Below are 20,230 nucleotides of genomic sequence, written 5' to 3' on the forward strand. Positions count from 1 at the left end.
GCCAGCATCCCGTCACGCTTCCATTGCCCGTTACCCCAGTTGCACTCTGCGTGCACATCGAGCACGAGCGCGCGGCCTGCAATCGCCGTAAGCCGCGCTGACGTCCTCACAGCCGCAATCACGTTTTCACCCTGCCTTGGAATTGTCATGCTCGGCCTAGTCCGTATTGCCCTTAGGCGACCTTACACTTTTGTCGTGCTGGCGATCTTCATCCTCATCATAGGACCATTGTCCGCGATGAAGACGCCAACCGACATCTTTCCCGACATCCGGATTCCGGTGATCAGCGTCGTGTGGCAGTACACGGGGCTGCCGCCGGACCAGATGGTCGGCCGGATCACCTCGCCGTTCGAGCGCACGTTGACGACCACCGTGAACGACGTCGAGCACACCGAGGCGGAATCGGTCGCAGGCTTCGGGATCATCAAGATCTTCTTCCAGCCGGGCGTGAATATCAGCACGGCCAATGCGCAGGTGACGTCGGTCGCGCAGACGCAATTGCGCCAGTTGCCGCCCGGGACGACGCCGCCGCTGATCCTGAACTACAACGCGTCCACCGTGCCGATCATCCAGTTGGCGTTGTCGGGCAAAGGACTCTCGGAGCAGCGTCTGGGCGACCTTGGTCTGAACGCGGTGCGCCCGGTTCTCACGACGGTTGCGGGCGCATCGATTCCCTACCCGTTCGGCGGCAAGACGCGCCAGGTACAGATCGACGTCGACCCTGCAGCGCTCCAGGCGCGCGGCTTGTCTGCGCAGGACGTGGCTAACGCACTCGCCGGCCAGAACCTGATCACGCCGGTCGGCACCGAAAAGATCGGGGACTACGAGTACACGCTGCAACTGAACAACGCGCCGTCGCAAATCAAGGCCTTGGGCGATCTGCCGGTCAAGGCAGCCAACGGCACCACTGTCTACATTCGCGACATTGCCAACGTGCGCGACGGCAGCCCGCCGCAAACCAATATCGTTCATGTGGACGGCCACCGTTCGGTGCTGATGTCCGTGCTCAAGAACGGTTCCGTGTCCACGCTCGGCATCATCGCCGGCGTCAAACAGCAGATCGCCGCCGGCAAGGCGTCATGGCCCGACGCCCTGCGGATCGATCCGATCGGCGACCAGTCGCTGTTCGTGCGGGCGGCCATCACCGGCGTGGCGCGCGAAGGAGTGATCGCGGCTGTGCTGACGAGCCTGATGATCCTGCTGTTCCTCGGCAGCTGGCGCTCGACCCTCATCATCGCCACCTCGATCCCGCTTGCCATTCTCGGCTCCATCGCCACGCTGTCGGCGCTCGGCGAAACGCTGAACATCATGACGCTCGGCGGACTTGCGCTGGCAGTGGGGATTCTGGTCGACGACGCGACGGTCACAATCGAAAACATCAACTGGCACCTCGAGCATGGCAAGGAGGTCGAGACGGCGATTCTCGACGGCGCCGCCCAGATCGTCACGCCGGCGTTCGTCTCGCTGCTGTGTATCTGCATCGTGTTCGTGCCGATGTTCTTCCTGCAAGGCGTCGCGCGATTCCTGTTCGTACCGATGGCCGAGGCCGTCATCTTCGCGATGATCTCGTCATTCTTTCTGTCGCGTACGCTCGTGCCCACCATGGCCAAGTATCTGCTCAAGCCGCATGCGCACGGCGAGCACGACGAGAAACGCCCGGGTCCGCTCGGACGTTTTCAGCGCGGCTTCGAAGCACGCTTCGAAAAAATACGCACCCGCTATCACGGCCTGCTGGAACTCGCGCTGACGCACCGGCGCCGGTTCGTTGCCGGCTTTCTCTGCTTCGTGCTCCTCTCGTTCGCGCTCGTGCCGTTTCTCGGCCGCAATTTCTTTCCCGCGGTGGATGCCGGCCAGATCCTGTTGCACGTGCGCGCGCCCGTCGGGGTTCGCGTCGAAAAAACCGCGCAGATCTTCGCGGATGTCGAAGACGCGATACGCCGGATCATTCCGCCGGCAGATCTGGGCACCGTCGTCGACAATATGGGCCTGCCTGTCAGCGGCATCAACACCGCGTACAACAACACCGGCACGGTCGGCTCGCAGGACGGCGATATCCAGATCGCGCTGAACGAAGGCCACCGTCCGACCGACGAATATGTGCGCCTCATGCGCGAGCGCTTGCCGCACGAATTTCCGGGCGTCACGTTCTCGTTCCCGCCGGCCGACATCATCAGTCAGATCCTGAACTTCGGTTCGCCCGCGCCGATCGACCTGCAGATTCGCGGCAACAATCTGGATGCCAACTACGCCTATGCAGACCGGCTGCTGCGCGAGGTTCGGGATGTACCGGGCGTGGTCGATGCGCGGATCGCGCAGTCTCACGCCAATCCGACCTTCAACGTCGACGTGGATCGTACCCGCGCGCAATTGCTCGGCATCACCGAGCGCGACGTGACCAACAGCATGGTGGTGAACCTTGCGGGTTCGAGCCAGGTGGCGCCCACCTTCTGGTTGAACAACGCAAACGGCGTGTCGTATCCGATCGTCATGCAAACGCCGCAATACAGCCTCGATTCGCTCTCCGCGCTGCAAAACCTGCCGATCACCGCCAGCACCGGCGGTGCCGCGCAGATCCTCGGCGGCCTCGCAACGGTCGAGCGCACCAGCAGCAACGAGGTGGTCAGCCAGTACAACATCCAGCCGATGGTCGAGATCTTCGCGACCACCCAGGACCGCGACCTGGGCGCCGTATCCGCCGATATCCAGCGCATCGTGCACGAGAACGCCGGCACGTTGCCCAAGGGCTCGACGGTCGCGCTGCTCGGCCAGGTGCAGACCATGAACAGCGCCTTTGCCGGCATGTTGTTCGGTCTGCTCGGCGCGGTCGTGCTGATCTATCTGCTGATCGTCGTCAACTTCCAGTCGTGGGCCGACCCGTTCGTGATCGTGACCGCACTGCCGGCCGCGCTGGCAGGCATCGTGTGGATGCTGTTCGCGACCCATACGACGCTCTCGGTGCCCGCACTGACGGGGGCGATCATGTGCATGGGCGTCGCGACGGCCAACTCGATTCTCGTGGTCAGCTTTTGCCGCGAACGTCTCGCCGTACATGGCGACCCGTTCAAGGCCGCGCTCGAAGCGGGCTTCACGCGTTTTCGCCCAGTACTGATGACCGCGTTGTCGATGATCATCGGTATGGCGCCGATGGCACTGGCCCTCGGCGAAGGCGGCGAGCAGAACGCGCCGCTCGGCCGCGCCGTGATCGGCGGCCTGCTGTTCGCCACCACGGCTTCGCTGTTTCTCGTCCCCGTCATCTTCTGTATCGTCCACGCGCGCCCCGGGCGCGCGGCTACCCCGGCATCCGTCTCGGGAGGTCCCGCTCATGTCGTCTGATTCCACGTTGCCCAGTCACCCGCCGTCGCGCCGCACGCTTGTCGTCGCGGGCATTGTTGGCCTGCTGGTCGTCCTCGGCGTTGTCATTGCCGGCGTCACGCTGCGAGCGGAAGACGCCCGCAAGCTGAAGAGTTGGACCGATGCCCAGGCCGTGCCAACGGTCACTCTGATTCTGCCCGTGCGCGATGTCAACGGCCCGTCGCTGCAATTGCCCGGCCGCCTTGAAGCATTCACGCGGGCGCCGATTTTCGCGCAGGTCAGCGGCTATCTGAAATCATGGAGCGTCGACATCGGCGCGCCGGTCAAAGCGGGCCAGGTACTCGCCGAGATCGAAACGCCCGAACTCGACCAGCAGTTACTGCAAGCGCGCGCCGATCTGCAAAGCGCGCAGGCCAACGCCGTGGTGGCGGGCACGACGGCGAAACGCTGGGAAGCGCTACGTGGCACGGATTCCGTCGCGCAGCAGGATGTCGACCAACGCACCGCCGATTACACCGCGAAAGAGGCCATCGTCGCCGCCGCGAAAGCCAACGTCGATCGTCTCGTCGCGACCAAGGCGTTCGCGCGGATCGTCGCGCCGTTCGACGGCGTGGTGACGGCCCGCGATACGGACGTCGGCGCGTTGGTGAGCGCGGGCAGCGGCGGCGCCGGTCAGGAGCTGTTCGCCGTCTCCAAAGTCGACCAGCTGCGTGTCTATGTACAGGTGCCGCAAAACTATGCGCCCGCGATCCACGACGGCACGACCGCCACCCTGACGGTGCCCGAATATCCCGACCAGCAGTTCACCGCACGCGTCGTGGCCGCGGCGGACTCCGTCAATTCGAGTTCTGGTACGACACTGGTTCAGCTGCTGGTCGACAATTCCAATGGCAAGCTGCTGCCGGGCGGTTTCGCGAGCCTGAAATTCACGCTGCCCGCCGCCGCGCATTCCGTACGCGTGCCGGCGAGCGCGCTTGTGTTCGACAGCCGGGGAACCGTGGTCGCCACCTTGGCCGCCAACGGTCATGTGCTCTTCAAGCCTGTGAAGATCAGCCGCGATCTGGGCGACTCCGTGGAAATCTCTTCAGGACTGGCCGCCACCGACCGCGTGATCGACACGCCGCCCGACGGACTCGCCGACGGCGACAGCGTACAGACCGCGGCCGCCACGGACAGGAAGGCGGCCGCCCATGGTTAAGGTTCGACTTCCAGCGCTTCTCGCGAGTGTGGCGGCATTGTCAGCGTGCTCGCTCGCGCCGCAATACCAGGTTCCGCCCACACCCGTAGCCGCGCAATACAAGACCGTTGGACCGTGGACCACCGCGCAACCGGCGGACCGGATAGACCGTAACGGCTGGTGGAAGATGTATGGCGACGCCCAGCTCGACACACTCGAAACCAGCCTGCTGGCAAACAATACCGATCTGCGCGCGGCTTACGCGCACTATGCGCAAGCCCAGGCGTTCGTGGCGCAGGTCGAGTCGGGTCTGTACCCGTCCGTCAGCGCTAGCGCCGTGCCGCAGCGCGACCGCCAGTCCGACAACCGCCCCTTGCGCGCGGGAGGCCCGAACGACTACAACTCCGTCACGCTCGGCGGCCAGGTCAACTACGATCTCGATCTGTGGGGCCGCGTGCGCGACTCCGTTGTTGCGGGCAAGGACGAAGCGCAGGCGACCAAGGCCGATCTGGCTTCCGTGCAATTGAGCCTGCAGGTCACACTGGCAGACAGTTATATCCGCTTACGCGGCCTCGACCAGCAAACCGATCTGTTGAACGAAACAGTGGCGGCCTATGCGAAGGCACTGCAACTCACGCAAACCCTGCACAACGGCGGGATCGTGTCGGGCCTCGACGTCTCGCGCGCGCAGACCCAGTTGTCGTCGGCAAAGTCGCAGTTGTCGCAGAACCTGGCGCAACGCGCGCTCATTGAACATGCGATCGCCGTACTGGTCGGCGCCTCCGCGTCCGAATTCAGCCTGCCGCAGCAGACCGCCGCCATTGCGTTGCCGGCCATTCCGACCGGCCTGCCTTCCACACTGCTGCAGCGCCGGCCCGACGTCGCGGCAGCGGAACGGCGAGTCGCGGAAGCCAACGCGAAGATCGGCGTGGCGCGGGCGGCTTACTTCCCGGACATCACGTTGAGCCTGCAAGGGGGCGTGCAAAGCGCGGCCTATGCCGGGCTCGTGAGCGCGCCCAACCTGTTCTGGGCCATTGGTCCGCAACTCGTGCAATACGTGTTCGACGGAGGCTACCGTCGCGCTCAGCTCGACGCCGCCAAAGCGGCCACCGAGGAAGCTGGAGAACTTTACCGCGGCGTGGTGTTGTCCGCTTTCCAGCAGGTTGAAGACAATCTGGCCTTGCTGTCCTACCTCGGCACGGCACTGGGAGAACAACGCGACGCCGCGAGCGCCGCGCAGTACTCGGTGGACCTTGCACTACGTCAATACCGCCAGGGCACCGTGGGTTACCTCGATGTCGTGCAGGCGCAAACCGTACAGCTCGACGCGCAGCGCGGCCTGCTCGACATCCAGACCCGCCAGCTCAGCGCGAACGTGCAGTTGCTGCATGCGCTCGGCGGCGGATGGTCGAGCGATGAACTGGCCAAGGTGGCTGCCACGCCGGCACTCGTCGCGAGTTCGACGCAGTACGGCGCCAACTAGCGTTTTCCGCCACGCCCCTACTTCGTACCGTGCGCAAGCGTCTCGTATCGCTGCGGGGTGATGCCCCGCGCGTCGTAGAGAAATGCAGCCGTTTGCCAAATGGTTTGATCGGTTTGCGTCTTTCCGAAGCTCGGCATGGCGGTCATGTTCACGCCATGTTTGATGACCCAGAACATCAGCTTGGGGTTGTTGCGGCGGCTGGCGGCCAGCAGCGCGGGTGCGGCCGGTTGAATCCCCTGCCCAACGAAGCTAAGCGGCTTTCCTGGCACACCGTGGCAAGCGGCGCATGTCGAATCGTAGAAGCGCGCGCCGGCTTCGATATTCCTGAGCGACATCAGATCGCCAGGCGGCACGTCTTTGCCTGCGTGACGATGCAGCGACGCCTCGTAAGTGGAGTGCAACATCCACGCGATGACGGGGTTGTCTTTCGAGCTCGCGGATACGTCGTAGACGCCGGAAAAACCGAATAGAACCGCGCCGATTGCCAGCAGGACGAGAGTGGCAACGATCGTCGCAGCCACGCTGGCGACGGGATGACGAATTTGCATGGAAACGCTCCAGAGTCGCTGTACGCGCGTAGATTGGTCGGCCCATCTCATCGCCGGTTGATACGTCACCAGCACGTCGCAAGCGCGATGAAGATGAGCGACCGATCGTAGCGCGCACGCCGTTACCGGACCCCGTCGTCTGGATTACCGTCTTGTCATCTTGCCGGCTTGGCCAAGCGTGCTCAGCCAACCCGTTCGATGAGCGACTGCAACACCGTTTCCAGCGTCACACTGCCCTTTATCGTCTGGTCCGGCCTCTCGAACTCGATCCAGCCCTCGTTGAAGCCGTGCAGCATCTGCATGCGCGGGGTAGGATTTTTCATGCCCTGCGACGTGAAGAGCGCTTCCCACGTATCACGCGGCACGGTTTCCACGCGCACGTCCTTGCCAAGCAAACGCGCGAACGTATTCGCCACGTCGTTTGGGGTGACGCGCCGCGGGCCTTCAAGTTCGACGATCCGCTTGCCGGTCCACGTCTGCTGCAACATGCTGGCCGCGACCCGGCCGACATCGGCGGTTGCCACCATCGGAACCGGTTTATCGAGCGGTTGCAGGAAGCTGGGGATGACGCCCGCCGTGCGCGCGGGTTCCACGTCCCACGCCGCGTTTTCGATGAACCAGCCTGCGCGCAGGAAGGCGACCGGCATCGGCAGCGAACCCAGTTGCTGCTCCATGTATCCCAGTTGCTGCAACAGGTTCGGCTGGGCAGCCTGGGCGCCGATCGTCGACAGGCACACCACTTTCGGCGGGCTCGCCTGTTTCAATGCCTCACGCAACGTGCCGACCAGGTGGCGCGATTCCGCAAAGTCCGGCGACGGATCGAAGTTCGGCGGCAGCAGAATGAACACGCCATCGACGCCGGAAAACGCGGTGCTCAGCGCCTGCGTGTCGGACATCTCCGCGACAGCGATTTCACAACCCTGCTCCTTCCACTGAGCCCCCTTTGTGGCGCTGCGAACCACGGCGCGTACGTCCTTGCCAGCCGCCAGCAGCGCACGGGCAACCACACCCCCGACCTGACCTGTGATGCCGGTTATTGCAAACATTTCGCTCTCCAGTTGAACGCGGCATGAACCGCTTGAGGAGAATTGTGAAGACTTGATCGCTCTGCACAAATAGCATGAATGTCATTTCATATATGCTTACGGGGCATCACAACCCGCGACCGTCGGCCAGTCGGCCGTCCATCGGACCGATCCGATCGCTTTTGCGTGTGTGTTCAAAGCTCCGAGGCCTCGATTCTGGCTATCGCGAGCGTGATCGGGCAGCGAGAACTCTCGTGTTCACTTCCCGGTCGCTTCGGCGTTGCGCCCCGGGCTCGTTTGCTCGCGCATCAGCAGAAGCAGGAGCAGCGCGACAAGCACGAGAACAATCGTCAGACCGACGAAGAGCAGCGTCGCGCGCTGAATGTCGGCGTGCTGCACGGCGATGCCGAGGCCAATCACAGGTAGCGAGATCGCCACATAAAGCACGACGAAAAAGCTCGATGTCACTTCCGCGCGCCGATGCATAGGCGCAGCGGCAGCGATCTCGCCCAACCCGGCGCGAAAGCTGATGCCCTGCCCGACTCCTGCCAGCGCGGTGCCGAGTAAAAGCGCGCCGAGTGAGCGCTCGGGCACGCACAGGCCGACACACACCAGTCCCACAATGAGTCCGATGCAGCCGGCCGTTTGCCGCCAGCGGGCGACCATGAGCGTCTGGACGATCTGACCGAGCGCCGAGCATGCGAACAGCAAGAACACGATCGAGCCGGTCACGATACCGCTATGAAAGCCGAGTACCACCCGGATCAATTGAGGTGCGACCGCCGCGAAGAAACCGACCACGACGAAACCCGCGAACCCTGCCAGGGCAGCGGGAATGAAGGCACGCCGCACCTCGGCGGGAAGCGAGATTTTCTGGATGCCGAGCTTGACGCGCGCCGGGATCGCGGCGGTCTCCGGCACGCCGGCCACAGCAAGCACGGCGATACCGACGAGCGCCAGATGCACCGCATAGGGCAATTGCATCGGCCAGGGAAAGCGTTCGACGAGAAAGCCGCTTAACAACGGGCCGCAGCCTAGCCCCAGCATATTGGAGGAAGTAGCCGCGAGCATGGCCTTACCGCGCCATGCAGGCGGCGCAAGTTCGATCACGGCGACAGTTGCGGTGCCCGTGAATATGCCGGCCGACACGCCCGACAACAGGCGGCCCAGAATCAGCAGCGCCAATCCGTCGCTCAGCAGGAAGGTCAGCGCTGACGCGGCGGACGCACACAGCCCCGCGAGCAGCATGCGGCGGCGGCCTAGCTGATCGGACCAGTTGCCGATCAGCAGCAATGCACTCAACACCCCGATTGCATAGGAGGCGTAGATCACCGTAATGACGGTCGGTGTAAAGCCGAATTGCAGTTGGTAGTACCGATAGATTGCAGTCGGTAGTGTCGTGCCCGTCATGTTGATGGCGAACGCCAACGCTACAGCGAGAAATGCGATCGGCGAGTGCGGTGCCACAGAAGCTGTTTTCATCAAACGTCCCAACGGTTGCTCGAAGACTGCGCGCAATTATGGGCAATTTCTCACAGGTCTGCTGACGCCGCCGGCGCTTCACCGCAATCCGCTATGCAGCGTCTCCTTATACGCATACGCAGCCACCAACGTGCACAGGCCCGCGCCGATCACGAACCACGCCGGCGAATACAGATCGCCGGTACGCGACACGAGGTATGTCGCAATGAATGGCGCCGTTCCGCCGAGCAGCGTGACCGGAATGTTCAGGCTCACCGACAGCCCGGTGTATCGCAGCTTCGTGGGCATGATCTCGGCCATCGCGCATAGCGCCGTGGCCGAATGCGGCGCGAACGCGAGGCTCATCAGGCACAGCCCCGCGACCGTCTTGCCGAAGTCATGCGGATCGAGCAGATGAAACGCCGGGTACGTCACGAGCATGATGGCGAGCGAACTCACGAGCATCAACGGACGACGGCCGACAATATCGCTCAGGTGCGCAAAGACCGGCAGCAAAGCGCAATAGAAGATCAGGCTGTACAGGTTGGCGCGCTGCGCGTCCGCGAGCTTGACGCCGAGCACCGCGGACAGATAAGTCGGCGAATAGATATAGTAGATGTAGATGCACGCCGAGGGCGCGGAGATGAGCCCCATTCCGATCAGAATCGCCTTCCACTCTCTGCGCAATCCGGTCACGAGCGGCGTGCGCTCGATCTCCGCAGTCTGTTGCACCGACGAGAAGTGCGGTGTTTCTTCCAGCTTCAGCCGCAGGTAGAGCCCGACGAAACCGAGCGGCAGTCCCGCGAAAAAGGGCAGACGCCAGCCCCAGGCGCGCAGGTCTTCGGCCGACAGCGCCCCGGTGATGATCGACGCCACCGCGCCACCCACCAGCAACGCAAGGCCGATCGTGAAGGTCTGCCAGCCGGTATAGAAACCGCGCCGGCCGGGCGGCGCATATTCGGCGATGAACGAAGTCGCGCCGCCATACTCGCCGCCGACGGAAATGCCCTGCACCAGCCGCGCGGCGGTGAGAATAATCGGCGACGCGATCCCGATCGCGCTATAGGTGGGCAACAGGCCGATCACCGTAGTCGAGCACGCGATCAGCATCACCGCGACGGCAAGCGGCGTCTTGCGGCCGTAGCGGTCGCCGAGGTGCCCGAAGATCAGCCCGCCGAGGGGCCGCGATGCATAGCTGATGGCGAACACCGCGAACGTGAGCAGCAGGCTCGCTGCTTCGTTGTCGGCCGGGAAGAACAGACGCGCGATCACGGACGCAAAGTAGCCGTAGATCACGAAGTCGTAGTACTCGATAAAGTTGCCGACACAAGCGGCAACGAGCGCCTTCTTGTGCTGCGCGACACGCTGCGTTTCGTTCACAGCGAGAGCGATCGATTCCATCACGCAAGTCTCCATATTTGTTTGTTATTGGTTGTCGGGGTGGCCGGCGTCCTCTTCGGACGGCCTGGCCGGCTCAGGTTCAGGCCACGGTGCTGCCCGCGTCGACCACGAGTGCGGCGCCGTTCATATGCGACGCGTCGGGCGACAGCAGGAACGCGACCGTGTTCGCGACGTCTTCCGGGCGGCCGTAAGCCGCGTGAGCGGCGCGCGCGACGCCGCCGTGCTGCGCGGCCATGTCGTTGATCGCGTCGATCATCGGCGTCTGGATCGGGCCGGGCAGTACCGCGTTCACGCGCACACCACTGCCCATGCATTCGAGCGCCGCGCTGCGCACGAGCCCGAGCACCGCATGCTTGCTCGCGACATACGCGGACAGGTTCGCGCGCCCGCGAATCGCCGAGGTCGACGCGGTCGCGACGAAGCTGCCGCTGCGCTCGCGCAACGCCGGAATCGCATGCTTCAGGCACAAGAACATGCCGCGCACGTTCACCTTCATCACGAGATCGAACGCGTCGTCCGGATAGTCAGCGAGCGGCTTGACCTGTCCGGCGATCCCGGCGTTGCCGACGAAGGCGTCGAGCCGCCCATGACGGCGCAGCGCGAACGCGACCAGCTCACGCACGTAGTCCGCATCCGTCACGTCGCCCGCGAACGTGTCCGCCGGCGCGTCGAGCGCGCGGCAGCGCGCCTCGGCTTCGGCGGTCGTACCTGCACTGCGGTCCGCGAGCACGATCGCCCAGCCGCCGGCCGCGAGCCGCGCACATACCGCCGCGCCAATGCCTCCGCCCGCGCCGGTTACGATCGCCACTTTCCTGTCGGCCGTGCTCATGTTCCCGCCACTCCGTTCAGGGATAAAGGCGCTTCAGCAGCCGGCGATCCTCGACTTCGAAGCCGCCGCCGTACACGTCCGACGTCATGAAGTGCGCGCTCAGCACTTCGGGCTCGAGGTCCGCGATCGGATCGAACGCGCTGTGATGCAGCTTCCAGTCGATGCGGCCGCGCGCCGGCTCGGTGTAGCGCAACGGCGTGCGGCGATAGACGACATCCGAATACGCGATGCCGAGCTTCGACGGATCGGGTAGACGTCGCACATGAATCTCGCCAGCGGGCTGCTCGGCCTCGTCGGTCAGCAGCACGAGCGGCGCATCCGGGTCGGGCGTGAAGCTGAAGTCCGCGAGCGGCACCTTGCGGCGGCGCACCCAGCCGCTTATCTTGCCGTCCGCCGTTTCATCGAACGCGTAATCCGTGTCCTTCTTCGTGTAGCCGAACAGTTCGCGGCCCGCGGCAATGCCCATCGGGTCGCTGCAGTACATGAAGATGTGCGTCTGCGTGAAGAGGTCTTCGTAACGCACCGGCACGGTCACCATCAGATCGAACATCTGGCCCGCATGCACCGCGAGGGTGTGGCCCGGCGACAGCATGAAGCGGAATGCAACGCGATCGTTCACCAGTTCGAACGGCGTGTCCTTCAGAAGCTCGCGCACCTTGGCCTGATCGACGCGCGTGACGACTTCGAGCGTGCGCAACGGGCACTCCCACTCGACGGGATAAGCGGGCGAGTAAGGCGGGTTCACACCGCTGCCTTCGTGCATCTTGTAGTTACCGAACATCAAATGTCTCCTTGAAGAAATGAGAAGGTACTCACGAAGCGAGCACCGGAAGATTGCTTTCGCCGACACGCCGGCCCACCGGTTCCGGCCACGCGGGCGCGGCGCCGGGCGCCGGCGAGACGATCGCGTCGCGGCCGACGTCGGCGACGTCGGTGATGCCGCACAGCGCCATCGTCGATTCGAGTTCCTTCTGGATGAGTTCGAGCGTGCGCGTGACGCCCGCCTCACCGAGCGCGCCGAGGCCGTATAGAAACGCACGGCCGATCATCACGCCGTGCGCGCCCCATGCGAGCGCGCGCAGCACGTCCTGGCCGCTGCGGATGCCGCCGTCCATCAGTACTTCGGTCTGCCGGCCGACTGCCGCTGCGATCGCCGGCAACGCGCTGATCGACGAGGGCGCGCCGTCCAGTTGCCGGCCGCCGTGATTCGACACGACGATCGCATCGGCGCCGGCCGCGACCGCGAGGCGCGCGTCGTCGGCATCGAGAATGCCCTTCACGATCAGCCGTCCGCCCCAATGGCGCTTGATCCAGCGGACGTCGTCCCACGTCACGCTGCGGTCGAACTGCCGGCTCACCCATTCCGCGAACGCGAACGTATCCGACACGCCCTTCGCATGACCGACGATGTTGCCGAACGTGCGCCGCCGCGTGCCGAGCATGCGCGCGCACCATGCGGGCCGCGACAGCATGGTGGACAGATTTCGCACGTTCAGTTTCGGCGGCACCGACAGGCCGTTGCGCACGTCCTTGTGGCGCTGCCCCTGGATCGGCAGATCGAGCGTCAGCACGAGCGCGGAACAGCCCGCGTCGCGCGCGCGCTCGATCAGCCGGACGATGAAATCGCGGTCCTTCATCATGTATAGCTGGAACCAGAACGGCTGCGCGACCTGCTCGGCCACGTCCTCGATCGAGCAGATGCTGACCGTCGACAGCGTGAACGGTACGCCGAACCTTGCGGCCGCCCGCGCGGCGAGGATCTCGCCGTCCGCGTGCACCATGCCGGCGAGGCCGGTCGGCGCAAGCGCGAGCGGCAGGCTGCATGCATGGCCGAGCAGCGTCGACGCGGTGCGGATCGCCTCGACGTTGCAGCCGACGCGCTGGCGGAACCTCAGGCTGCCGAGGTCCGTTTCGTTCGCCCGATAGGTGGATTCGGTCCACGAGCCGCTGTCCACGTAGTCGTAGAAAATCTTCGGCACGCGCCGGCGCGCGAGCCGCTGCAGATCGTCGACACAGGTAATCGTATCGGCCATGTCAGGCCTGCGCTGTCGCGTGGAACGCGACCACCGGCGACGACTGCTCGCCAAGGCCCGCGATCCCGGCACGCACGGTCTGGCCGGCCTGCAGGTAGACCGGCGGCTTGAAGCCCATGCCGACGCCGGCCGGCGTGCCCGTTGCGATCACGTCGCCCGGTTGCAGGCTCATGAAGCCGCTGATGTACGACACCAGTTCCGCGACGCCGAAGATCATGTCGCGTGTGTTGCCGGCCTGGCGGCGCACGCCGTCCACGTCGAGCCACAGCGGCAGTGCCTGCGGGTCCGGCACCTCGTCCGCGGTGACGAGCCACGGGCCGAGCGGACCGAACGTGTCCGCCGCCTTGCCCTTGTCCCACTGCCCGCCGCGCTCCAGCTGGAACGCGCGCTCGGATACGTCGTTGACCACGCAATAGCCCGCAACGTGCGCAAGCGCGTTGTCTCTCGTCACGTAGCTGGCGGTCTTGCCGATCACGATGCCCAACTCGACTTCCCAGTCGACCTTCGCCGCGTCGCGCGGCATGCGGATCGGATCGGCCGGGCCGTTGATCGCGCTCGTCGCCTTGAGGAACAGGATCGGCTCCTTCGGCAGCGCCATGCCCGCTTCAGCGGCATGGTCTGTGTAGTTCAGGCCGACGCATACGAACTTGCCGACCGCGCCGACGCATGGGCCGAGCCGTTCGCCCGGCGCGACCGCCGGCAGCGTTTGCGGATCGAGCGCCGCGACGCGCGCGAGCGCTCCGTCCGCGAGCGCCGCGCCGTGCCAGTCGTCGATCACGCCGACCAGACTGCGTACCCGCCCTTCGTTATCCAGCACGCCCGGCTTCTCCGCGCCGGGCTGTCCCCACCGTACCAGTTTCATCTCGATTCCTGTCTCTTTCTGTCTATAACGTACTTGGTGTGCAATGTACGTTTTTAAGATAATCGACCGGGCGATGCAGTGTCAAGAGAAGTTTTCGCGACGTGGTCTCCGTGGCCGGAAGGGACGCGCACGGAATCGCGAGCAAATCGGCTACCATTTCGCAACCTCCGCCCGGTCGCGATTACGTGTGGCAAATTCAGAGCGTTTGCAGGAACCGTGGTGTCTGCCGACAAGCAGCGCCGTCGCCTATTCAGACCATGTCAGAAACCATTGAAAAGCATTCCGTTCAGGAGCGCGCGTATGCGCTGCTCAAAACGATGATCGCGGATGGCCGGCTTGCACCCGGTCAGAAGCTGCTGGAAGCGCAGGTCGCGAAAGCCTTCGGAATCAGCCGCTCGCCGGCGCGTTATGCGTTGCAGGCGCTGTGCAACGAGCGGCTCGTCAACGAAGCCAGCGGGCGCGGCTACGAGGTGGCCGGCAAGATGAAGCCCGGTGTCGCGCGCGAGCGCGCGGTGCTCGACGAAGTGAAGATCGCCGCCGTGCAGCAGTGGGAGCGCATCTACGTCGAACTGGAGCGAGAGCTATGCGCGCGCGTGATGTTCGTGTCGGTGCGGATCGTCGAGGAACGGCTTGCCGAGCACTTCGGCGTGAGCCGCACAGTCGCACGTGACGTGCTCGCGCGGATGCACAGTGTCGGGCTCGTCGCGAAAGACGCGATGGGCCGCTGGATCGCAACCCGCATCACACCGGACAAGACGCATCATCTCTACGAGTTGCGCTGGCTGCTGGAGCCGGAGGCGTTGCAGCAGGCGGCGTCTCACGTGAGTTCCGACTACCTCGAACAGTTGCGCGAAACGGTGGTCGATGCGCTAGACGGATTCCCGCGCGAAGGGTTCGATACCGACGTGGTTGAACACGACCTGCATATCCGGTTGCTGTCGCACTGCCCGAACGGGGAGATTCTGCAGGCGCTTGCGCGCACGCGGATGCTGTTCGTGCCGACGCGCTATCTGTTCGATCCGGTGCTGCGCATTCCGCTCACATCGATCGAAGATGCGCTGAACGAGCACCGGACCATCTACGACCTCCTGCTCGCGAAAAAGCCCGCGAAAGCCGCTGCCGCGCTGCACGCCCATCTGAAGCAGGCGGACGCCCGCTGGCTGCAGAGGTTTGAAGGCGCAGCCAGTGCGACGCTCGAAGAGCTGCCGCCTTATTTGACACGGTTATGAATTAGGGGATAAAGCGGGGACAGACAGGGCCGATTCGAACGGAGACACCCGGCAGGCGCAGAAACCGCTCGGCCGTGAATCTCTCACCATGCAGAGCAATACGCCAGAGACCTTCACGGCGCGAAAGTTGGGCCAGGTTAGGGCGACTGAACGTGAATTGCGAGGCAGACTGGCCTTTGGCGGAGCAAAGGCCGGTGGGCAAAACTTGCGGATAATTTTGGTGGGCCGGGTCGGAGTCGAACCGACGGTGTCCTTTCGGAGGCGGATTATGAGTCCTGAGCCACTGTTCGTAAACACAGGCCGGCGGCCGGTCTTTCACGGTACATCAAGGCTTTGCGGGGTGTCGCAATACTGTATATGCGTACAGTATTTGTCGTTTTAAGGCAGAAAAACCCACACCCTTTTTCGCCCTTATTTACACCCGGGCGTCGCCGGGCGGATAGCGCACACATATGCCTGCAGCGCCTTCACTTTGCTGATTTCGTTGTCGTCGTCTCCAGCGACCCGGAAAACGCGCTCCGCAACCGCTCGGTCGAGGTCTGCGTAGGCGGCGGCACCATTGCCCACGCCGGCGGCGGCGGGAGTTCCGGTTGCGTCGTTGCCACCGGCTGCAGAACAGTTGGTGACGGCGACCCGCACCCGCTCAGTGCCAGCAGCGAGAGCAGCGCGGTAATTGCGATTGTCGGTTTCATGGGCGTCCTTCTCCTTCGTGATTTGCGCATCCGCCGCGGAGATCGCCGCTTCAGCTTCGTTGTGCGCGTCGATTGCACGCTGCTCGGCGTCGAGCGCCGCCTTCGAGATCGCGTTCAGATCGCTGGTGTGCTGCTCGTTATCCTTCGCGTGAGCAGCCTGCTCGGCGAGCAGCTCGCGGTTCTCGTATGTGTAGGCGCCGCCGGCGCCGATAGCGATGCCGAGCAGGCCGGCGGCAATGCCGGTGATGAAGTAGCCGTTCATTGCATCTTCCCTTCGCAGATGGCGCGTTCGGTCGCGCGTCGTTTCACAAGGCCCGGCAACTGGCGGCCGCCGGCATACGTCCAGCGCGACAGCTCGGCGCATGCGCCGGCATAGTCGCCTGCCCTCACCTTCCTCGCCATCGTCGATCCGCAATACGCAGTGGCGCCGACGTTGTACGCGAAGTCGACGAAAGCAACGCGCTGATACCAGGTCATCGCCGCGAGCGGCGTGCATCGGTCAACATCCTGCGCATGCTCGGCGAGACGCAGCTCGAGGCGTTGCTCGCACTCCTGCGGCGTGAAGCGCTGGCCTAGCTTCACGTTTTTCGTGTCGCCCATGCACGCCGTGACTATTCCAATCGGGTCCGGAGCGGCGACGAGCACCGTACCCTCAAACTTCGGCACGATGGTGATGAGCGCCGCCGCCGCGGTCGCGCCCACAATCGCCGCGAGACTTTTCTTGCCCGGACGCGCCATCATTCCTCCAGTGACGATTGATGCAGATAGGCCAGCACGAGCCCCACGGCGCTGATTGCGAACGGGACCGACAACACGATCCACACCGGCAGGCGGTCGATCCACGCCTCGGGCAGCGCCGACCAGACGCCGCCAACGAACGAAACAGCCGTAGACGCGATCAGCGCGCGCACCGAGTTGCGCCGGTGGGCGCTACGCCAGTAAGAGACCGGCTTCATGAATTCACCTTTGACTTGAAAAATGCCCACAGCGCGAGGCCAAGCATCACGGCCAGCGCCCATACGCCTTTCTTCGCGAGCTCCACGCGCAGGTCCTGATAAAACTTTTCGCGCGCCTCCAGCTTCTTGATGACGGCCTCGTGGTAACGACGGTGGCCGTCCCAATCGCCTCCCGGAAACGCATCATGCAAATCGTCGACGCGGCGAATGACCTCTTCCACCTTGCGGTCCGTCACCGCCATTTGCGTGATGTTTTCGGAGTGGCGCTGGCTCATGTCGTCCCGCAGGCCGTTGAGCGCCTCGACGATTTCCCTGTTTCCTTCCATTCGCGCCCCGGAAATGAAAAAACCGCCCGAAGGCGGCCAATAAAAAAGCCAGCTCGAAGGCTGGCTTTGCTTGATGCTCGACTGGCTTTACGTCCCCGTCGCTGATGCTCCGCTCGCTGCTGCGGGCGTTGCTACCGATTCTTTGTAACCTGCTGCAATCGAGTCGGCGACCGACTGCACTACGAGATTCTGCACGTACGCATCCGGTGTGCGACAGTCCGCGCCGAAGTGGTCGACGCCCGGCGAGTTTGCGGACGGAACGGCGGCTCCGCTTCCGAATGAGAAACTAACGCCAGTTTCCCCAATAAAACGAATCGGCGCGCCGTCCACCAACGCTTGGGTCATCGCACTGCTCAGCCCCGCCGACGCTGAATATTGTGTGTCACAGGTAGGAATCGGGCGAACTGCGAATACAGCTTTGCCGGCAACTGCGGCGCGCTGCGCGAACACTGTCAGGTCTTGCGCAAACTGCTTAAGAGCTATTTGCTGAGCCGGGTCGCTGGCCGGCGTCACCATATCGTCGAGCTGGAAATTGACGATCATCCACTCGCTCGGATCGGTTTTGAACTGATCCGGCGTCGGCGGAAGTCCGTTGTTTTCGCCCATCACGATCTGGTGCAGCGTCGTGCCATCCATCACCTGGGCGGTGACATTGGCCGTCACGCCGCGCGCCGCGAGTGCGTCCTGAAGCGTTTGCACCGTAGCTTGCGCATCCGATGCGCCGGCGGCCGACGTGGATGCAGCCTGCGCCACCGCGGCCAATTGCGCGTGAACCGTCGCTCCGGACGCGGCCGAAACAAGCGGCTTGCCGTACATGGAGATAGTCAGCGCCTTGGCTGCGGGCTGAGCATCGCCGCTGCCGCCGCCACACGCGACGAGAAATACTGCGGCCAGCCCGGCCGCCACCATCATTCGAATCATCGATTCCCCCGTTAGGTTGTTCTTCGTTTTTGACTTACAAAAGTTTACACGGAGTTTTCCGCTTCAGGAAACGATCTCAGCCCCAGCGAATGCGAAGCGATTCGCATAGGTCGGCGTGCCGTCGCCGTCCGGTGCCGCTGCGGCCAGTTGCTGTTCGGCGTACGCGAATGCGCTCTGGCCATCTGGCGGAAGCCCATCAACAACGATCTGCTGCGTGTAGAGCGGCATCTTGCCGGCGGCCTGCATTTCGGCATTGAGGTACGAGGCGACTGAAACCGAGGTGTTGTTTCCCTCCTTGTCGAGCGTCACCTGTTTCGCTACGTGATAGCTTGCAGTGGCGCCGGTGGCCGGCGTCACGTAGTCTTTCTGCAATGGCATTGCCTTCTCCCGCTTAAAGATTGCTGAGGTCGATCGCCATGAAGCGCCAATCAAATTGAGAGCCGAAATTCACATCGTTCCCGGGATGCGATGTGTTTCCGACCTGGTAATAGTTGTAGTTGAAGTTCACCACGTTGCCGGCCGTCTGCAACGCGCTGATGTTGTACCACCCGTTATTCGTGCCGCCGGTCGGGCTCGATACGAAAGCAGTGCCGATCGCAGCGACGCCGATCTTGCTCACCGACGGATAGGACCATGAATAGGTGCGCTGATCTACGTGCGCCCATTGCCCCCACCCTGGGCCGGCATTGTTTATGTTCCCCGACTGGGTATCCATGATCCGCGCGAGCCGTTGGCGAGCGTCGGCTACGAGGTTTCCGCTCGCGTCGAAAACCTGGAGGCCATATCCAAGACCCGTCGGCGCAGCCGCCAATGACTTGTCGAAAACATAGACAGCTATCGTTGCTGGAGTATCGGACCAGATCCGCACCGACCACGTGCCATCGTTGTTGTTTTTGCAGCGCTGGATTGTCGCGTAGGCGTTAGGGCTGTAAAGACATACCATCGGCGCAACGGCGGTAATCGTGAAGTCGACCAGATTGGCGCGCAGAGTGTATTGGGTTCCGGCATTCGACTTGCCGGCCGTCATGTCGCCGCCAGCGGTCGTCACAGAAAACTGCTGCCGAAGTGCGTAGTTCTGAGTCGTGCCATCAATCTGCACGAGCCCTGTGTCCGTCCATGCCTGGAAGCCGGCGGTCATTAACTGGCCCCATAGAAGAGAATGCCGGTTTGATAAATGTCGTAGGTAGCGTTGTTCTTCGGCGCATACGACCAGCTAAGAATGCCGGTGTTGGTATCGATAGAAAAACGCGGCGTGATGACGCCTCCAGACAGATACCCATCGCCACACGTGTTGTCCGGCTGAAACGACACAAAGCCGCCCTGCATCAGACGGGAATCGGCTGGCTGACTCCCGTTGTTGCCGTTCAGGATTACCGAATCGATGATCCGCATGACCCGGTACGACGCATCGAGAATCAGGTTGCCCGACGCGTCCCACACCTGCAGGCCGGCCGCCATTACCAGAGCCCCAGGCGGACACGCAATGTCCCGTTGTTGTCGTAGACCAGCAGCGTCGAATCGTTCAGCGTCATGTAGCCACTACCACCGTTCGCGCCGTTCAGCGTGATGGTGCCGTTCTTGTCCAGTTTCCAGCGCGGCTGGCCGTTGGCACCGAGCGCGGTCGACTGGATCACGTCGCCGATCATCGCGTTCTGGATCCAGCCCGCTCCGATAAGCGCCTGGCTGATGAACACCTGCCCGCCTTGAATGACGAAAGGCGAAGACACCGTTGCGCTATTCGGGTCGAGCACGGCGAACCGGCTTGCCGAAACGAGCACCTGCGACTCAACGGTGCCGCTGCTGTTGTCGACGCCAACACCGATGCCGGCGATGTATGTGCGCCCGTTGGCCGTGATCTGCGTCTTGATCTGGTACGACGCCGCGACGCGGCCGTTCAGGTCGGCATACGAGTTAGCAACCGTCTGCACTGCGGCCGTGTTTGCATCCGCCTGTGCCTGCACTGTCGTGATCAACG

At 63.7% G+C, this 20,230-nt stretch carries 21 protein-coding genes; 4 read left to right on the top strand and 17 right to left on the bottom strand.

What is annotated here, in order from left to right; translation table 11 throughout:
• Positions 1-147 precede the first annotated feature (147 nt).
• Genes NE850_RS29905 through NE850_RS29915 form a run of 3 tightly spaced genes read left to right on the top strand, consistent with a single transcriptional unit; the run spans position 148 to position 5,972 of the window.
• Positions 148-3,333 (top strand): efflux RND transporter permease subunit, encoded by a 3,186-nt coding sequence (locus tag NE850_RS29905; RefSeq protein WP_007178860.1) that lies wholly within the window; start codon positions 148-150, stop codon positions 3,331-3,333.
• Complete coding sequence (locus NE850_RS29910; protein ID WP_007178859.1) at positions 3,323-4,510, top strand: efflux RND transporter periplasmic adaptor subunit; 1,188 nt, start codon at positions 3,323-3,325, stop codon at positions 4,508-4,510. Before NE850_RS29905 ends, NE850_RS29910 begins: the two co-directional genes overlap by 11 nt.
• Positions 4,503-5,972, top strand: coding sequence for an efflux transporter outer membrane subunit (locus NE850_RS29915; protein WP_310699777.1), 1,470 nt, complete (start codon positions 4,503-4,505; stop codon positions 5,970-5,972). Before NE850_RS29910 ends, NE850_RS29915 begins: the two co-directional genes overlap by 8 nt.
• A 17-nt stretch (positions 5,973-5,989) precedes the next feature.
• On the opposite strand, the gene NE850_RS29920 is transcribed toward NE850_RS29915, so the two are convergent.
• The 8 genes from NE850_RS29920 to NE850_RS29955 form a co-directional block, all read right to left on the bottom strand.
• Positions 5,990-6,520 carry a cytochrome c gene (locus NE850_RS29920; RefSeq protein WP_007178857.1) on the bottom strand — a complete coding sequence of 177 codons (531 nt, stop codon included), beginning with the start codon at positions 6,518-6,520 and terminating at the stop codon, positions 5,990-5,992.
• Between the two features lie 182 nt (positions 6,521-6,702).
• Positions 6,703-7,566 carry an NmrA family NAD(P)-binding protein gene (locus NE850_RS29925; RefSeq protein ID WP_007178856.1) on the bottom strand — a complete coding sequence of 288 codons (864 nt, stop codon included), beginning with the start codon at positions 7,564-7,566 and terminating at the stop codon, positions 6,703-6,705.
• Between the two features lie 237 nt (positions 7,567-7,803).
• Complete coding sequence (locus tag NE850_RS29930) at positions 7,804-9,027, bottom strand: MFS transporter (protein WP_007178855.1); 1,224 nt, start codon at positions 9,025-9,027, stop codon at positions 7,804-7,806.
• A gap of 78 nt (positions 9,028-9,105) precedes the next feature.
• The gene (locus tag NE850_RS29935; protein WP_007178854.1) at positions 9,106-10,407 is read right to left on the bottom strand and encodes an MFS transporter; all 1,302 of its coding nucleotides are present in this window, start codon (positions 10,405-10,407) and stop codon (positions 9,106-9,108) included.
• A gap of 79 nt (positions 10,408-10,486) precedes the next feature.
• Positions 10,487-11,236, bottom strand: a complete 750-nt coding sequence (locus NE850_RS29940) for an SDR family NAD(P)-dependent oxidoreductase (RefSeq protein WP_007178853.1) — start codon at positions 11,234-11,236, stop codon at positions 10,487-10,489.
• A gap of 16 nt (positions 11,237-11,252) precedes the next feature.
• On the bottom strand, positions 11,253-12,017 hold the full coding sequence (locus tag NE850_RS29945; RefSeq protein ID WP_007178852.1) for an acetoacetate decarboxylase family protein: 765 nt from the start codon (positions 12,015-12,017) through the stop codon (positions 11,253-11,255).
• Between the two features lie 31 nt (positions 12,018-12,048).
• Positions 12,049-13,269, bottom strand: a complete 1,221-nt coding sequence (locus NE850_RS29950; protein WP_007178851.1) for an alpha-hydroxy acid oxidase — start codon at positions 13,267-13,269, stop codon at positions 12,049-12,051.
• A gap of 1 nt (position 13,270) precedes the next feature.
• Positions 13,271-14,131, bottom strand: coding sequence for a fumarylacetoacetate hydrolase family protein (locus tag NE850_RS29955; protein ID WP_007178850.1), 861 nt, complete (start codon positions 14,129-14,131; stop codon positions 13,271-13,273).
• Between the two features lie 257 nt (positions 14,132-14,388).
• Between NE850_RS29955 and NE850_RS29960 the strand changes: the two genes are divergently transcribed.
• The gene (locus NE850_RS29960) at positions 14,389-15,360 is read left to right on the top strand and encodes a GntR family transcriptional regulator (protein ID WP_007178849.1); all 972 of its coding nucleotides are present in this window, start codon (positions 14,389-14,391) and stop codon (positions 15,358-15,360) included.
• Between the two features lie 411 nt (positions 15,361-15,771).
• Here the strand turns inward: NE850_RS29960 and NE850_RS29965 are convergent, their stop codons facing one another.
• The 9 genes from NE850_RS29965 to NE850_RS30005 form a co-directional block, all read right to left on the bottom strand.
• The gene (locus NE850_RS29965) at positions 15,772-16,314 is read right to left on the bottom strand and encodes a lysis system i-spanin subunit Rz (RefSeq protein ID WP_310699778.1); all 543 of its coding nucleotides are present in this window, start codon (positions 16,312-16,314) and stop codon (positions 15,772-15,774) included.
• Positions 16,311-16,790, bottom strand: coding sequence for a lysozyme (locus NE850_RS29970; protein ID WP_310699786.1), 480 nt, complete (start codon positions 16,788-16,790; stop codon positions 16,311-16,313). Before NE850_RS29970 ends, NE850_RS29965 begins: the two co-directional genes overlap by 4 nt.
• Positions 16,790-17,008, bottom strand: coding sequence for a hypothetical protein (locus NE850_RS29975; protein WP_310699370.1), 219 nt, complete (start codon positions 17,006-17,008; stop codon positions 16,790-16,792). Before NE850_RS29975 ends, NE850_RS29970 begins: the two co-directional genes overlap by 1 nt.
• Entirely contained in the window at positions 17,005-17,334 is a 330-nt protein-coding gene (locus NE850_RS29980; RefSeq protein WP_310699779.1) for a hypothetical protein, read from the bottom strand. Before NE850_RS29980 ends, NE850_RS29975 begins: the two co-directional genes overlap by 4 nt.
• An 87-nt stretch (positions 17,335-17,421) precedes the next feature.
• A complete protein-coding gene (locus tag NE850_RS29985; RefSeq protein ID WP_310699780.1) occupies positions 17,422-18,033 on the bottom strand; it encodes a hypothetical protein in 612 nt (203 codons plus the stop codon).
• 285 nt (positions 18,034-18,318) lie between these two features.
• A complete protein-coding gene (locus NE850_RS29990) occupies positions 18,319-18,633 on the bottom strand; it encodes a hypothetical protein (RefSeq protein WP_310699781.1) in 315 nt (104 codons plus the stop codon).
• A gap of 13 nt (positions 18,634-18,646) precedes the next feature.
• Positions 18,647-19,393, bottom strand: a complete 747-nt coding sequence (locus tag NE850_RS29995) for a hypothetical protein (protein ID WP_310699782.1) — start codon at positions 19,391-19,393, stop codon at positions 18,647-18,649.
• Positions 19,393-19,713: a hypothetical protein gene (locus tag NE850_RS30000; RefSeq protein WP_310699783.1), complete on the bottom strand. Its 321-nt coding sequence runs from the start codon at positions 19,711-19,713 to the stop codon at positions 19,393-19,395. The genes NE850_RS29995 and NE850_RS30000 overlap by 1 nt, the downstream gene beginning before the upstream one ends.
• On the bottom strand, positions 19,713-20,230 hold a 518-nt coding region (locus NE850_RS30005; RefSeq protein ID WP_310699784.1), incomplete at its 5' end, for a DUF1983 domain-containing protein. The genes NE850_RS30000 and NE850_RS30005, both read right to left, overlap by 1 nt.

Origin of the sequence: Paraburkholderia sp. USG1, assembly GCF_031570135.1 — a bacterium.
Lineage (GTDB): Bacteria > Pseudomonadota > Gammaproteobacteria > Burkholderiales > Burkholderiaceae > Paraburkholderia > Paraburkholderia dioscoreae.

Bases quoted from the DNA above. Each gene is read 5' to 3' on its own strand.
- NE850_RS29905 (WP_007178860.1), top strand. From the start codon at position 148: ATGCTCGGCCTAGTCCGTATTGCCCTTAGGCGACCTTACACTTTTGTC.
- NE850_RS29910 (WP_007178859.1), top strand. From the start codon at position 3,323: ATGTCGTCTGATTCCACGTTGCCCAGTCACCCGCCGTCGCGCCGCACG.
- NE850_RS29915 (WP_310699777.1), top strand. From the start codon at position 4,503: ATGGTTAAGGTTCGACTTCCAGCGCTTCTCGCGAGTGTGGCGGCATTG.
- NE850_RS29920 (WP_007178857.1), bottom strand. From the start codon at position 6,520: ATGCAAATTCGTCATCCCGTCGCCAGCGTGGCTGCGACGATCGTTGCC.
- NE850_RS29925 (WP_007178856.1), bottom strand. From the start codon at position 7,566: ATGTTTGCAATAACCGGCATCACAGGTCAGGTCGGGGGTGTGGTTGCC.
- NE850_RS29930 (WP_007178855.1), bottom strand. From the start codon at position 9,027: ATGAAAACAGCTTCTGTGGCACCGCACTCGCCGATCGCATTTCTCGCT.
- NE850_RS29935 (WP_007178854.1), bottom strand. From the start codon at position 10,407: ATGGAATCGATCGCTCTCGCTGTGAACGAAACGCAGCGTGTCGCGCAG.
- NE850_RS29940 (WP_007178853.1), bottom strand. From the start codon at position 11,236: ATGAGCACGGCCGACAGGAAAGTGGCGATCGTAACCGGCGCGGGCGGA.
- NE850_RS29945 (WP_007178852.1), bottom strand. From the start codon at position 12,017: ATGTTCGGTAACTACAAGATGCACGAAGGCAGCGGTGTGAACCCGCCT.
- NE850_RS29950 (WP_007178851.1), bottom strand. From the start codon at position 13,269: ATGGCCGATACGATTACCTGTGTCGACGATCTGCAGCGGCTCGCGCGC.
- NE850_RS29955 (WP_007178850.1), bottom strand. From the start codon at position 14,131: ATGAAACTGGTACGGTGGGGACAGCCCGGCGCGGAGAAGCCGGGCGTG.
- NE850_RS29960 (WP_007178849.1), top strand. From the start codon at position 14,389: ATGTCAGAAACCATTGAAAAGCATTCCGTTCAGGAGCGCGCGTATGCG.
- NE850_RS29965 (WP_310699778.1), bottom strand. From the start codon at position 16,314: ATGAACGGCTACTTCATCACCGGCATTGCCGCCGGCCTGCTCGGCATC.
- NE850_RS29970 (WP_310699786.1), bottom strand. From the start codon at position 16,790: ATGGCGCGTCCGGGCAAGAAAAGTCTCGCGGCGATTGTGGGCGCGACC.
- NE850_RS29975 (WP_310699370.1), bottom strand. From the start codon at position 17,008: ATGAAGCCGGTCTCTTACTGGCGTAGCGCCCACCGGCGCAACTCGGTG.
- NE850_RS29980 (WP_310699779.1), bottom strand. From the start codon at position 17,334: ATGGAAGGAAACAGGGAAATCGTCGAGGCGCTCAACGGCCTGCGGGAC.
- NE850_RS29990 (WP_310699781.1), bottom strand. From the start codon at position 18,633: ATGCCATTGCAGAAAGACTACGTGACGCCGGCCACCGGCGCCACTGCA.
- NE850_RS29995 (WP_310699782.1), bottom strand. From the start codon at position 19,393: ATGACCGCCGGCTTCCAGGCATGGACGGACACAGGGCTCGTGCAGATT.
- NE850_RS30000 (WP_310699783.1), bottom strand. From the start codon at position 19,713: ATGGCGGCCGGCCTGCAGGTGTGGGACGCGTCGGGCAACCTGATTCTC.